Below are 12,753 nucleotides of genomic sequence, written 5' to 3'. Positions count from 1 at the left end.
TTACATCCGTTGAGAAGACTCTGGAGCCGGCTCTTGAAGTACCTCGGCGATTCCCCTGCGAGCTTCAGGGCTGTTCCAATCACGGGATCCGAAGACCACCTGCCGGATGATGCCTTGACGGTCGATCGCAAAGGTCATAGGGAGGGTACGTGCGCCATAGGTCAACCCTACCTCATAATCCTGATCATGCAAGATAGGAAAGCTCAAGCCCATTGCCTCCTGAAAAGGCCTTGTCACGGCAGTGCCCTGTTGGTCAACGGAAACCGCCACAATTTCCAAACCTTTCGATCGCATACTGCGATACAAGGCCTCCATTGCAGGCATTTCAACCCGGCACGGCCCACACCAGGTCGCCCAAAAATTCAGCAACACTACTTTTCCCTTAAAATCGGAAAGCGAAATAGCCCTTCCTTTCATGTCCATCAAGCGAAAATCCGGAGCGGGGGATCCCTTTGAAGGACGGGAGGCGACAGAATGAGAAGAAGGCGCATCGGCAAAAGAGCTTTCAGAATAGCCGGAATCGCAGCCTAGAAGAAGACAAAAAATCCCCATCCCTCCCAAAAAGAGTCCAGGTTTCGAGAGATAAGAGTATGCGGCCCTCAACCTAAGTATGGTTTTCAATTCACTGGCCTCCCCACAAAACTATCCAAATATCGCCTAATGCACTATACCGACAAACTCCTTCAACCTTCATCATAAAACCCGATAAATTTCATCGTCAACGCACTTCTTTTCAAAAGGATCGACCCACCAGGATCATTTGGATTTTATTGGATCAGGTGCCTGCCAACTCCATATTTTTGAGGAGATCCATATAAATTACGGGGTCTCGACGAAAACGGGAAAGCCAAATATGATGGTTCAATTTATCCGGCAAGTCCTTACGTAGCCGTGAACGAAACTCCCTATCCTGCGAGACTCGGGAAACTGTGAACGATAAAAGCCTATCGCTAGCGACTGTTTCCAACATCTTGTTACATTCCTAGACAACCTCCAATACATTTCGTAGACTGCAAGGCTAACTTTTCCAAGTCTCTTACCATGACATGATCGCCATTCAGGTCAGCAATCTTTCCAAAGCCTACGGTTTCTATCGTATTTTTGAGGATCTGTCTTTTGACATTCATCCAGGAGAGTGCTTTGCCTTATTTGGCCCCAACGGGGCGGGGAAAACGACGTTGCTCCGGATTTTAGCCACCCTCCAAGCGCCTTCTCATGGTCAGTTTACCATTTTTGGCCAGGATGGCGTGGCACAGAAGGATACCGTTCGAGAAATCATCATGCTGATCGCCCACGGATCCCATCTATATGATGAACTCAGTGCCACCGAAAATCTTCAATTTGCCATGGGCCTGCGCGGGCAAACCCCATCTCCACCTCACATCAAACGGGCACTGGATCGAACAGGAATCGGGGCCTTTGCCGACCTCAAAATACGTCAATTTTCGGCCGGGATGAAAAAGCGACTGGATTTCGCCAAAACCATTCTGGCTCAGCCACAACTGCTGCTACTCGATGAGCCCTACAACGCCTTGGATCATGACGGGGTGGCGATCACCAACCAGCTCATTCAGGAAACGCTGGACCGTGACGGCACCGTGTTCATGACCACGCATGACCGTGACAAGGCCACCCAAATCGCTACACGGGGCGGGATTCTCAAAGGTGGACACCTTCAACTTCTCTCCTCTGAACAACTCACCACCGATGCCATTTTTTAAAACAATTCGCTGGGTCGTTTGGAAGGACCTGATCAGTGAATGGCGGACACGGGAAACCATGTCGTCCATGCTGTTCTTTGCCCTCATTGTCATTCTGGTATTTAGCTTCAGCTTTTCCATGGATCAGGATGCGGCACGTCAACTGATTGCGGGAATAATCTGGGTCGCCTTTACCTTTACGGGCATTATCGGCTTAGGGAAATCCTTCACCTCGGAATTGCAAAACGATTGTCTGGAGTCCCTGCAAATGTGCCCCGCTCCCAAGGGCGCCATTTATCTCGGAAAAGTCGCGGCCAATTTTCTCTTCATGTTCTCAGTCGAAATCCTCTTATTCCCCTTGTTCGTCTTATTCTTTAATCTGGATGTTATTGAAGCCGTCGGAACCCTATTAATCATATTTTTTCTGGCCACCTTGGGGCTATCGGCCGTCGGCACGCTCTTTTCAGCCTTAACCGTGCAGATTCGAGCCCGGGAAGTCATGCTCCCCGTCCTCCTTCTGCCCCTGGCCGTTCCCGTTATGATCTCAGCCGTAGAAGCCACACGCGGAGCCTTAAGTGGCGATCCATTTTCTTTTTATTCGCAATGGCTCCAACTCTTAATCATTTTTGACATTATTTTCACCGTCGTCTCATTCTGGCTGTTTGAATTCATATTAGATTCGTAAGTGTCTACAGTCCGTTCCTCAGGAAAATCCTGCTCACGATTTCAACCGATCTGGAAACCATTATGGAATAAAATATTCCCGCTCCGTATCTCCCATTATCACCAATCTCTGACCCTAGCCACCCCAAGGCATCTCAATTCTGGACGATGTATTTTGCCCTAAAACTGGTGAACCCGCAGATTGGATCCCACATTTAAAAAAATGATTGGCAAAATTGACTCTATTCCGGATTAAGAGTACTTTCCTGTTTAAAAAAAACGTTGATATTTCACATCTTTTCTACATCTGACAAACATCCTACCCTCCTGCCGAGATGGAGAATCGGGAATTTCACACTTTACAGCAATTCCCTTGCAACGACCTTTTGAGAGGATGCAAAGACATGATTTCTATCAAGACGTTCCGAGTGGCCATCCAGGCTCTTCTCTTTTTTGTCCCACTAACTACGCAATCCGCAGAAGGTCCCCTGTCACACCGCCTTGGCGCACCTGATGGCGGGGTCGAGCTTGGGTTTGGATGGGATCTCATTGAAGGACAGACCATCCCAAACCGGTGTGTGCGATTCGCACCCGTGAGAGAGACGGGTCAGACCAGTACGATGACCATGACGGAGGTCTCCGATCAGTCTGAGATCATGGACCAACTCGACGTCAGTGCCACCGCCTCGATTAAGAGCATTGGAGGATCGGCCTCCGCCCAAGCCTCCTTCGCCAAGAACTCCAAGACATCGGCAACGGAGACGACGCTGCTCTTAAAAGCCACCGTTCAAAACGGTGTTCTTTTTGCCGGTCCTGAGGCCCCTGGTTGTCCGGCACGACGAGCATTTCCTCAAATCTCCGAAAACTTTGCAAAGGGCCAAGATAATACCACGTCCAGCTCCTCCGGCTGTCAGAGTGAGGGTGAGGGCAAGGCCCTGGTAGATAACATTGAATTTACGCAATTTGCTAAGGAACTTGCCAAAAATCCCAGTGAATTCCACAAAATGTGCGGAGACGCTTATGTCTCCCGGATATACAGCGGTGCGGAACTTCTCGCGACAATCGGTATCTCCACAACGGAGACCGAAGACCAAACATCGACTGCGGCATCGGTTAAAGCGGGATTTGGCGGCGGGCAGGTTGGTGCCGAGGCCAAATCAGATGGAAAGGCCAAACGAGAATCGGCCAATCTGTCTATCCACTTTGCACAGGTGGGAGGCGGGGGCGGACTAATGCCCATTAGCCGGGAGGGGCTCAGCGGAAAGCTTCAGTCACTCACCATTGAAGCGGCACGCGACCCTAAATTCATCGGGATCGAAGTGACGTCCTACCGTTCCCTGGCTAACGGTCCTAAAGAACGTAGTTTACGCGAATTAGGCGACCGCGAAATTTCAGCAGATACCTACTGGTTTTTGCTTTCGCTTGAACAAGAAATATCCGACATTCTTGCCACTCCCCAAGCCTACGACTTCACAGTGGGCCTGACGCCACATAGCCTGCGCGAGCTGCAGGATATTTCTATCAAAATCCGTGAGAACATCCGCAAGCTCGAATACGTCGCCAGCCCGGACACCCCCAGCCCCGTCGCTCCCAGCTCCGACACCCCCAGCGACGTCGGTCTGGAATGCAACCAACACGAAATCGATTGGGTAGAACCGAAAACCCTGCCAACGCTCGAAGAGCTTCGAAAAATTGCAGTTGGAGAAGGGAGCGACAATTCCCTGTTAACTGCTACGGATCTACGAGGAAACCTGCGAACAGCGTTTCCATACTGTAATCCCAATGTGCTCCGCCTCTATCTTCCTCCGCCCAAAGGCCAATTGGCGGTCGATACCTACATACGACCCCTTGCTCAGCGAATGTGTGCGCTTAACCCATCCGACAATGAATGCCTGACCAATACACAGATTTCCGCCCTGGACCGGGGATTGAAACCATTTACCGCTCGGACCTTCTTCCTTCAAAACGTGGCATCCGGACGCTGCCTGGGGGGTGACTACAAGGCAGGTAGCCCCGTATGTACCGATACCGAGAAAGCACAGAAATTCGACCTGTTTTGGGATCCGGAGTGGAAGCGGCATTCCGGGAGTATCCCGTCTGATACGCTAGGCGAGTACGCGCTGGTAAAAAGGCCGGCTGGAAAAGCTCTGCAATGTTTAAGTCGAAGCAAAGCGTCCAAAACGATAAAATATGAAGCTCAAAATGATAAATATTGGGATACTGAGCACTGTGGTTGGCATATACTTTCAGATGGCCGTATCAACAGTGCGCGAAAGGAATACAGCCAAGAAGGAAACTCCAAACTGGCTTGTTTGGGCATGAATAAAGATAAAGATGACCTCTGGAAGATGGAACCAAAGTCATGCGAACCGACCATGGAGGAGCGAGACCAGATACGATGGCGCAGGATCCCAGTCCCCACAAAGTAGTAAAAGAAAGGCGTAGCGAACCACATGGGGGCATTTTGCCAATTATATTATTGGAAGCGAAGCACAACTCGAGACAGGCTCATGGTCTGATATCCCCCTGCAGAAAAAAGCGGGGTGTACGGCTTGGCTACTGAATACCTTGTCTTTATTCGAAAGGACAATAATGAGACAGAGAATCCCCTGACGTCTGACTTCCAACAGGACTTCTGAAAACAGTTATCCATTGAGGGTTCGACTAAAATAATTTCTCAATAGTTAATGCCCGGTCGTATCTTCTGGAGTATTCGGGTAAAGAATAAAAGATGGAAACATCCTCAATTTGGGGAAAAAACCAAGGGTCCAGCTTCCCATATTTCTCGCGAAGCTGTTTCACTTTCAGGTACGAGGATTCGTTCTTTTGATAATCACCCGAATTTACCCCTAATTGCCTGATATGGGTCCAAGATCCTTCGGTCGCCGATCTTAGACCGTCGGCTGCCTCTCTCCACTCTCCAAGGAAGTATGCGTTTGCCCAAATCCGAATTCCGATATCATTATTCCCCATGAACGCACATGCTAGATTCTTCGGATATTCGTAAATCGGGATCGGCAGCCAGTCATCATTATCGGGATCTCGGTCTACGATAACCGTCCCGATCCCGTTCTTCTCCATTACATGGTACAGAACCATCCGCGCGAACATCTCCGTCGTCCCCTCGTCCAGCAGCAAAAAGTAACGGTCTGGATGCTCATTGGATGGAAATGTCCATTCAGGATCCGATTCACCACCCCTGAAGCCCTTCTGGTTAAAAGAGTTTAAATGGATGGCCTCATGAATAGCCGTGTGTACAACCTCATAACGTTTGCGTGGAGCGTCTTCCTCATCGGGAGTTCCTAAATAGTCCGCATTGACGTAGATGGCGTGGATATTCCCGTTTTCCGACATTCGCCTTGTAAATCCCCTCAATCCTGAAACGGGAGTCCCCCTCAGATATTCGTAACATTTTGCCAATTGCGATCCCTCTAAAGAAAAGTAGGTCGCCCCGTTGACTAACGTAATAGGTTCACCCAGTTTTACCGGATCGGGACTTCTGTTCTTGAGCATATCGAATAGCCATTGGACCCCATCATTGATCGCTTCCAGGTCCGCGTCACTTAGACCTGGAACTTCTGAAGTAGATTGGCAATCTTCTTCCACAACCATGGCTCCCACGGTTGCAGGCCCGGCGAATATCCACAAAAAAATGAGAACTGCTCGAATTGACTTATGAACCCAGGATCTCGTGGCGGAAGTCATATCTTCTCCGACATATCAGACATAATAGGAGAAAAATAAGGAGTCACTCATTTGCAAAATTCTACCCCACCTTTGTCCGTACTTTCCGCATCCCGCAGAATGCATTCATTGTCTACCATAGGGTGGAAACTAACATCCCGAAATGATGAAGGAAAGCAATCGCATTCATTGTCCTACAAACTTTCTAGCGCCCCTTTTTTTTTTAATAATCCAGACTTCTTGCCGATCCATTGGCAGAAGTTAGCCCTTCCCTCCGTCGGGTTATCCGTTTTACAATGCCCAACATGATTAATCGCATTATCCGACAGATCCAACGCTATAAAGGATGGTTTGGCGGAGGGGCCGCTCTCTGCATCTTTTTAGGCTTGTATATCGGTTTGCTCGCCTCACCGCCGGATTATTATCAGGGGGAACTGGTCCGGATCATGTATGTGCACGTGCCCCTGGCTCACACAAGCACGTTGGCCTATTCCGTATTATTTTTCGGGAGCATCTGGTATTTGTGGAAACGGGATCCGCTTGTGGATAATATGTGCCAGGCCTCGGCGAGCATTTGTGCCCTATTCACCTCACTTGCCCTCGTCACCGGTTCGATCTGGGCCAAGCCCACATGGAACACCTGGTGGACCTGGGACCCACGTCTTGTCTCGTTTACGGTGCTCCTCCTGATTTTAGGAGGGTACATCATGCTTCGACGCCTCGTGGATGACCGGGTGCAGGGCGGCCGCTATGCGGCAATTCTGGCTATTGTCGGAGGTATCGACCTGCCCATCATAAAATTTTCGGTGGAATGGTGGAGAACACTCCACCAACCCATGTCGTTCTCCACCCGAGGAGTCAGTATTTCAGAAGACATTCTGATCCCCCTGACGTTAATGAGCATCGGATGTTGGTTATTGTTTGCCTATATGGTAATGGTCCGCACTCAAATTTTGTACTTGACTGACTTATTGCATGCCAAAAAAGGTCGATTTCTCAGTCAGACTCATTTTTCTCAGACGACTCCATGACCGGGTTATATACACGCTGGGCGTTGATTCTGGGGGCAACCCTCCTTCTCGCCATCCTGACCTATCAGCACTACCAGCAACACTTATCCACATTGTCCATGGGAACGCTCTTGAGCAGTCCTCCGGTAACCCAACCGGTCAGGATACAAGGGATGGTTAAAAGTGGTACCTTGCAGGGTGACGTGGAACATGGGCAGGCCACATTTGAATTTGTGGATGGGGCAGCCAGCCTTGCTGTGGAATACCAAGGTCCTCCGCTGGAAAACATTCGCGAATTGAAAACCCTGGTTCTCATCGGGCGCTGGGACCCCCAGGCACAGATTTTTCGCGCGCAGGACACCGCGTTGATTAATAATTTTGGATTTGTGGCCGCCGCCTACCTGATTTCCGTCCTGGCCTTGGGGTGGATGGTATTTGCCATGAGCCAAAGAGTCATGGTTTTATTTAAAGAGATCAAAGAATCCAAACTTTACGAACCAGAGGCAGACTCCCTTGGGTACAAAGAATAAAAAAATCGCCATCATTGTCAGCATACTCCTGGTTGCCGGTTCGCTCGGCTATCTCGCGTTTGGGAATTTCGGGGAAAATATTGTGTACTTCGTGACTCCCTCTGAGGTAAAAGCCTTTACCGCCGAAGCCTATAGCAAAAAAGTTCGTGTGGGTGGCATGGTGGTCAAAGGTAGTCTCAAAACCCAACCAGAGCCGGTAGGTCTGACCTTTGAGCTCACAGATGGTGCCGCCACGATTCCTGTCGCGTTTCAGGGTATTCCCCCGGACCTGTTTAAAGAGGGACAAGGGGCGGTGGTGGAAGGCCAATGGCGGGACGGCCGGACTTTTCATTCCACGATGATCATGGCCAAGCATTCCGAGGACTACATGCCCATGGAACTCAAACGAGCGGGTGTGGAACTTCCTAAAAAAGATTTCATGAAAACCCTCTCGCCCTAACCCTGTTCGCCATTCTCTATGATTATTGAAATTGGACATTTTTCGACCATTGTTGCCCTGGTGCTGTCAGTCTTTGGCATGGCCAGCGCCGTACTGGCCCTCCAAACCCGCAACCCCGATTGGGCCCGCTCCGGGCGCATGGCCATCACCCTCATCTTCGTTCTGCTGGGCGTGGGCATGCTCTCCCTGGTCTATGCCTTTATCATACGGGACTTCTCGGTTCTCTATGTCGCCAACAATTCCAATTCCAAACTCCCGTTTTTTTATACTGTCGCCGCAGTCTGGGGCGGTCATGAAGGCTCGCTCCTGCTCTGGGTCTTCATTCTTTCCGTCTTCAGCACCCTGGCCGTCTGGCTGCATTGGCGCACCCAACCCGCCATCATGCCGTATTTGATTGGCGTGGAATCGGCCATCATCTTCGGATTTTTATGTTTAATTGTTTTTCTCTCCAGTCCGTTTGAACGGCTCCTACCCGTTCCCCTCGATGGCAAAGACCTGAATCCGTTGCTGCAAGACCCGGCGATGGTCATGCACCCCCCCATGCTCTATATGGGCTATGTGGGATTTTCCATTCCATTTTCCTTTGCCATGGCGGCCTTATTTTCCGGGCGATTGGGAGAAGAGTGGATCAAGGTCACGCAGCGATGGAGCATGTTTGCCTGGATGTGCCTGACGACCGGCATTCTGCTCGGCGGCTATTGGGCCTACTACGAACTGGGTTGGGGTGGGTATTGGGGCTGGGATCCCGTCGAAAACGCCTCGTTTATGCCTTGGCTGGTGGGCACCGCCTATCTGCATTCGGTTCTGGTGCAGGAAAAGCGGAAGATGTTCAAAGTCTGGAATTTATTCCTCATCATCGTCACCTTTTCTTTGTCCCTGATCGGGACCTTTCTCGTGCGAAGCGGCGTCCTCACTTCCGTCCATTCCTTTGCCACAGATCCTGAGCGTGGTCTCTATATTCTTATATTTGTCGGTACGGTCATCGGAATTGCCTTCGGCGCGTTAATCCTGCGGTCCAATAAATTGAAATCTCAAGTTGAGATGGACTCGTTGGTTTCCCGTGAATCGATCTTCCTCTTTAATAATTTATTCTTTCTGGTGGCTGCCGCCACGGTCTTTCTTGGCACCCTCTATCCATTAATCCTCGAAACGTTGCAGGACGCCAAGGTGACCGTCGGGCCGCCCTATTACAATGCGGTATTTATGCCCATTGCCCTTGGACTGTTATTTCTCATGGGTATCGGCCCCTACATCCCATGGCGGAAAGCCTCCGTGGCGAGCCTGAAAAAAAGTTTCTCCACACCACTTTTAGCAGGAGCGGTCATCGTTGCTCTGCTGTTTGTAACCGGCATTCACAACCTCTATGCCCTGGCAGGAGGGTATGTGGTGGCCTTCGCCGGCATGGCGATCGTCCTGGACTTTGGGAAAATTTCGCAACTGTATGCCCAGCGGAACGGGAGTAACATCTTCCAGGGAAGTCTGGCGGCCTTTACCGCCAACCAACGACGCTACGCCAGCATGCTCACCCATATTGGAGTCCTCGTCTTAGTCGTCGGCATCATCGCCTCCACCGTGTATCAAACGGAAAAAGTCGTCTCGATGCGCGTGGGAGACGAATTCGCGATCGGGGACTATCGCATGAAACTGGCAAAAATTCATGAAGTGGCCGGCGGAAATTGGAATGCACAGGAAGGGGTCTTTCAAGTCTTTAAGGGAGAGGATTTGATCACGGAGCTCCGGCCCCAAAAGCGAATCTATTCGGCCACCCAAACGCCTACCACTGAATCGGCCATTTATGCCACCAACATGGGGCACGTCTTTCTGACCATGCCGGAGGTGTCCGAGGACGGTGTGGCCGTCGCGCGTGGCGTGCTCAATCCGCTGGTTCTGTGGGTATGGGGAGGCGGTGTCATCATGGGCCTCGGCGTGATTTTGAATATTCTCCGCCCGCGAAAGAAAGAAGAATGAGCAAAGGCTGGCAATTGACCCTCATCCTCTGCCTTATAGGATTATTCGCCCTGTTTTATCAGGGTCTCTGGGGAGATCCACGACACATTCCCACGGTCCTTATTGAGACCGATGCACCCAACTTTGAAGGACCGGATGTTGAAACGGGACAGACGATCTCTTTGGAGCAATTCAAGGGGAAAGTGGTCCTGCTCAATTTCTGGGCCTCATGGTGCTATGAATGCAAGGTGGAGCACAAAAGCATCTTACAGCTTCATCAACTCTTTAAAGATAATCCCGACTTCGTGATGCTGGGCGTGAATTATCAAGACGAACTACCTGATGCCCAAAAGTATTTACAGGAATACGGCTCAACGTTCTCCCATGTCCGCGACCTCAAAGGACAATTGGCCATTGATTACGGAGTCTATGGGGTACCCGAAACTTTTGTGATTGATCAACGGGGAAAAATCCGCCATAAATGGGTCGGCCCGATTACCGGTGAGGTGTATACCAACATCACACAAAAAGTCATTGCCCCGTTGCTCAATGCTCAGCCGACCACGACCACGACCACGACCACGACGTCCTAATGTCCATCCGACTTGCCTGGTGCCTTGCGGCTCTCTTAACGATTCCTCTTTCGCTGTTCGCTGCCGTGCAGGACGAGACGGAGGTCGACATTCAGGTACGTGAAATTGCCAAAACGCTCCGCTGCACGGTCTGCCAAACGGAGAATATTTGGGAGTCGGGCGCTCCATTGGCCCAACAGATGCGTGGAGTGATTCGTGATCGGATCGCCCTGGGGCACAGCACAGAAGAGATTCGCGCCTATTTCCTCAGCCGCTATGGTGACTATATTCTCATGGAACCCCCAAAGCATGGTGTCAATTGGCTCATCTGGGTGGCTCCGTTTCTCCTGCTGATCATCGGGGGATTTTTTCTCTACAAGGAAGTGACTCACTGGGTCCGTGATACACCCACTCCGCCCAGCCAACCTGAACCGCCATTGGACGATCAGGCTCGAAAACGTATCGAGCGTGAACTCAAGTCCTGAATAGTCTCAATCCCCTATGTCGACGCTCGCCATTTTCGTGATTCCGTTTGTGGTCATTCTGGGGATCGTGCTTGTCTCCCTGACCCTTCCGTTTTGGCGGCGTGATCCTTCACCCGTGTCCTTTGGCCTGGACGATGACCGGGCTCAGGAACTTCTTGACCTTCAAATCGAACGAGAAACCGTGGTCCGTTCTCTACAGGACCTCGAATTGGAACTCTCCCAGGGAAGAATGGACCCGTCCGACTATGAACGGTTGAAGGCCACCGATGAACGCCGCCTCCTCAGTCTGTTAGACCGGCTGGACACCTTCAAGGACGTAGTTCATGACGAAACCAGCGAACACCAACCGGCAACCTCGAAACGAATCAGTTGGGTTCCGACCATCGCTTCTGCCTTGGTGGTCTTACTTGCCTCCATCGGCATTTACAGCGCGCTTCAGTTCAAAGCCGCACAAAAATTGATGGCCGTCGAAGCCCAAATGGGCGGAGGCCCGAATCCGATGGAGATGGTCGCCAAACTGGAAAAACGCCTCAAAGACAATCCCGATGATTTGCAGGGCCAGATCATGGCCGGACGATCCTACATGGCCTTAAATCGAATGCCTGAAGCCAAAAAGGCATGGGAAAAAGCCTTAGAGCTGGACCCGAAACAGCATGAAGCCCACTTCAATTTAGGAGTGATCCAGATCGAAACGCGTCAAATTGACGATCCGGAAATTTTCAAACAGGCTCTCGCACATTTTGACATGGTTCTGGCCGACTTACCCAATCAACCCGCCGTCAATTGGTATCGGGGTTTAGCCTTGTGGTATTTGAATCGCCGCCAGGAAACCGATGCCGCCTGGACCCTCGCCGCACAAAACATGGAGCCCGGCACCAAGGACATGGAGTTCGTTAAAGACGCCCTCGTCAAACTCCGCGCCGGTGAAGTTCCGTTTTAATTCGCCAATTAAATTGTAGTGATATAGTAAGCCGTATAGACCAGGTCCACGATTAACTCGTTCATCTAAGCCCGCTTTCCTGAAGGGCAAAGACTTTATCTCATTGAATAAGTTTATTTTCTAGTTTACCCTTAATCCATGATTAAGCTTAATATTCACGAAGCCAAAAATCACCTTTCTCGCTATCTGGACAAACTCAAAAATGGCGAAACAATTCTTCTGTGTAAGCACAATAAACCAGTGGCCGAAATCAGAGGGTTACCTGCTCCTCCTCCATCCCGCAAACGACCAATTGGCCTAGCCAACGGTCAATTCACCATTCCCGATAGCTTTTTCGAACCACTACCCGACGAACTGCTCAAAGCCCGTTCCGGACAATCCGAGTGAAGGTTCTGCTGGATATACCTGCACATTTCTGTGGATCATTTCAGACGACAAGGCGCTTTTGCTGGTGAGTCGGGAAATATTTTCCGACCCTTCGCATGAAATTTTGCTGAGTGCGATTTCCGTCTGGGAAATTCTGGTGAAAAACTCTCTGGGTAGGATTCCCCCCCACACCGGGGGATCAACCATCCCTCAAAGGCGGGAGCGTCATGGTATCAGCACACTCGCGTTGGAAGAAACCGCAACCGGACACCTGCCCAAACTCCCTGATCTCCATAAAGACCCATTTGACCGCATGCTCATTTGCCAGGCTATCCAACATGAACTCACCATCCTAACGCCCGATCCATTGATTACCCAATATGCCGTCCGCACCATTTGGTAGATGCCTTTGAAACC

14 protein-coding genes are annotated in these 12,753 nt (G+C 50.6%); 12 read left to right on the top strand and 2 right to left on the bottom strand.

What is annotated here, in order from left to right; genetic code table 11:
• The gene (locus ACTRXD_RS20390) at window positions 1-552 is read right to left on the bottom strand and encodes a TlpA disulfide reductase family protein (RefSeq protein WP_442433614.1); all 552 of its coding nucleotides are present in this window, start codon (window positions 550-552) and stop codon (window positions 1-3) included.
• A gap of 494 nt (window positions 553-1,046) precedes the next feature.
• Here ACTRXD_RS20390 and ccmA point away from each other — a divergent pair, with 494 nt between their 5' ends.
• From ccmA to ACTRXD_RS20375, 3 genes are all read left to right on the top strand, one after another.
• Window positions 1,047-1,721 carry a heme ABC exporter ATP-binding protein CcmA gene (ccmA, locus tag ACTRXD_RS20385; protein ID WP_442433613.1) on the top strand — a complete coding sequence of 225 codons (675 nt, stop codon included), beginning with the start codon at window positions 1,047-1,049 and terminating at the stop codon, window positions 1,719-1,721.
• Entirely contained in the window at window positions 1,708-2,385 is a 678-nt protein-coding gene (locus tag ACTRXD_RS20380) for a heme exporter protein CcmB (RefSeq protein WP_442433612.1), read from the top strand. The genes ccmA and ACTRXD_RS20380 overlap by 14 nt, the downstream gene beginning before the upstream one ends.
• Before the next feature lie 382 nt (window positions 2,386-2,767).
• Window positions 2,768-4,792, top strand: a complete 2,025-nt coding sequence (locus ACTRXD_RS20375) for a hypothetical protein (protein WP_442433611.1) — start codon at window positions 2,768-2,770, stop codon at window positions 4,790-4,792.
• A gap of 235 nt (window positions 4,793-5,027) precedes the next feature.
• On the opposite strand, the gene ACTRXD_RS20370 is transcribed toward ACTRXD_RS20375, so the two are convergent.
• Complete coding sequence (locus ACTRXD_RS20370; protein WP_442433610.1) at window positions 5,028-6,068, bottom strand: hypothetical protein; 1,041 nt, start codon at window positions 6,066-6,068, stop codon at window positions 5,028-5,030.
• Between the two features lie 284 nt (window positions 6,069-6,352).
• Here ACTRXD_RS20370 and ccmC point away from each other — a divergent pair, with 284 nt between their 5' ends.
• The 9 genes from ccmC (at window position 6,353) to ACTRXD_RS20325 (ending at window position 12,739) form a co-directional block, all read left to right on the top strand.
• Window positions 6,353-7,078 carry a heme ABC transporter permease CcmC gene (gene ccmC, locus ACTRXD_RS20365; protein WP_442433609.1) on the top strand — a complete coding sequence of 242 codons (726 nt, stop codon included), beginning with the start codon at window positions 6,353-6,355 and terminating at the stop codon, window positions 7,076-7,078.
• Window positions 7,075-7,587 (top strand): cytochrome c maturation protein CcmE domain-containing protein, encoded by a 513-nt coding sequence (locus ACTRXD_RS20360; RefSeq protein ID WP_442433608.1) that lies wholly within the window; start codon window positions 7,075-7,077, stop codon window positions 7,585-7,587. The genes ccmC and ACTRXD_RS20360 overlap by 4 nt, the downstream gene beginning before the upstream one ends.
• Window positions 7,571-8,026, top strand: a complete 456-nt coding sequence (gene ccmE / locus ACTRXD_RS20355) for a cytochrome c maturation protein CcmE (protein WP_312741128.1) — start codon at window positions 7,571-7,573, stop codon at window positions 8,024-8,026. Before ACTRXD_RS20360 ends, ccmE begins: the two co-directional genes overlap by 17 nt.
• A gap of 18 nt (window positions 8,027-8,044) precedes the next feature.
• Window positions 8,045-9,994 (top strand): heme lyase CcmF/NrfE family subunit, encoded by a 1,950-nt coding sequence (locus tag ACTRXD_RS20350; protein ID WP_442433607.1) that lies wholly within the window; start codon window positions 8,045-8,047, stop codon window positions 9,992-9,994.
• Window positions 9,991-10,566 carry a redoxin domain-containing protein gene (locus tag ACTRXD_RS20345; RefSeq protein WP_442433606.1) on the top strand — a complete coding sequence of 192 codons (576 nt, stop codon included), beginning with the start codon at window positions 9,991-9,993 and terminating at the stop codon, window positions 10,564-10,566. The genes ACTRXD_RS20350 and ACTRXD_RS20345 overlap by 4 nt, the downstream gene beginning before the upstream one ends.
• A complete protein-coding gene (locus tag ACTRXD_RS20340) occupies window positions 10,566-11,030 on the top strand; it encodes a cytochrome c-type biogenesis protein (RefSeq protein ID WP_442433605.1) in 465 nt (154 codons plus the stop codon). Before ACTRXD_RS20345 ends, ACTRXD_RS20340 begins: the two co-directional genes overlap by 1 nt.
• Window positions 11,031-11,046: 16 nt before the next feature.
• Window positions 11,047-11,970, top strand: coding sequence for a tetratricopeptide repeat protein (locus tag ACTRXD_RS20335; RefSeq protein ID WP_442433604.1), 924 nt, complete (start codon window positions 11,047-11,049; stop codon window positions 11,968-11,970).
• Between the two features lie 138 nt (window positions 11,971-12,108).
• Window positions 12,109-12,357: a type II toxin-antitoxin system Phd/YefM family antitoxin gene (locus tag ACTRXD_RS20330; RefSeq protein ID WP_442433603.1), complete on the top strand. Its 249-nt coding sequence runs from the start codon at window positions 12,109-12,111 to the stop codon at window positions 12,355-12,357.
• Between the two features lie 64 nt (window positions 12,358-12,421).
• A complete protein-coding gene (locus ACTRXD_RS20325; RefSeq protein WP_442433602.1) occupies window positions 12,422-12,739 on the top strand; it encodes a type II toxin-antitoxin system VapC family toxin in 318 nt (105 codons plus the stop codon).
• The last annotated feature ends 14 nt before the right edge of the window (window positions 12,740-12,753 follow it).

Source organism: Nitrospira sp. T9, assembly GCF_052156535.1.
In the GTDB taxonomy this organism is placed as follows: domain Bacteria; phylum Nitrospirota; class Nitrospiria; order Nitrospirales; family UBA8639; genus Nitrospira_E.
The sequence above is the reverse complement of the archived record's forward strand: the minus strand, read 5'-3'. Positions and strand labels throughout refer to the sequence as shown.

What these genes read in the sequence shown, in the direction of transcription:
- ACTRXD_RS20390 (WP_442433614.1), bottom strand. Translation starts at nt 552, where the DNA reads ATGGGGATTTTTTGTCTTCTTCTAGGCTGCGATTCCGGCTATTCTGAA.
- ccmA (WP_442433613.1), top strand. Translation starts at nt 1,047, where the DNA reads ATGATCGCCATTCAGGTCAGCAATCTTTCCAAAGCCTACGGTTTCTAT.
- ACTRXD_RS20380 (WP_442433612.1), top strand. Translation starts at nt 1,708, where the DNA reads ATGCCATTTTTTAAAACAATTCGCTGGGTCGTTTGGAAGGACCTGATC.
- ACTRXD_RS20375 (WP_442433611.1), top strand. Translation starts at nt 2,768, where the DNA reads ATGATTTCTATCAAGACGTTCCGAGTGGCCATCCAGGCTCTTCTCTTT.
- ACTRXD_RS20370 (WP_442433610.1), bottom strand. Translation starts at nt 6,068, where the DNA reads ATGACTTCCGCCACGAGATCCTGGGTTCATAAGTCAATTCGAGCAGTT.
- ccmC (WP_442433609.1), top strand. Translation starts at nt 6,353, where the DNA reads ATGATTAATCGCATTATCCGACAGATCCAACGCTATAAAGGATGGTTT.
- ACTRXD_RS20360 (WP_442433608.1), top strand. Translation starts at nt 7,075, where the DNA reads ATGACCGGGTTATATACACGCTGGGCGTTGATTCTGGGGGCAACCCTC.
- ACTRXD_RS20350 (WP_442433607.1), top strand. Translation starts at nt 8,045, where the DNA reads ATGATTATTGAAATTGGACATTTTTCGACCATTGTTGCCCTGGTGCTG.
- ACTRXD_RS20345 (WP_442433606.1), top strand. Translation starts at nt 9,991, where the DNA reads ATGAGCAAAGGCTGGCAATTGACCCTCATCCTCTGCCTTATAGGATTA.
- ACTRXD_RS20340 (WP_442433605.1), top strand. Translation starts at nt 10,566, where the DNA reads ATGTCCATCCGACTTGCCTGGTGCCTTGCGGCTCTCTTAACGATTCCT.
- ACTRXD_RS20335 (WP_442433604.1), top strand. Translation starts at nt 11,047, where the DNA reads ATGTCGACGCTCGCCATTTTCGTGATTCCGTTTGTGGTCATTCTGGGG.
- ACTRXD_RS20330 (WP_442433603.1), top strand. Translation starts at nt 12,109, where the DNA reads ATGATTAAGCTTAATATTCACGAAGCCAAAAATCACCTTTCTCGCTAT.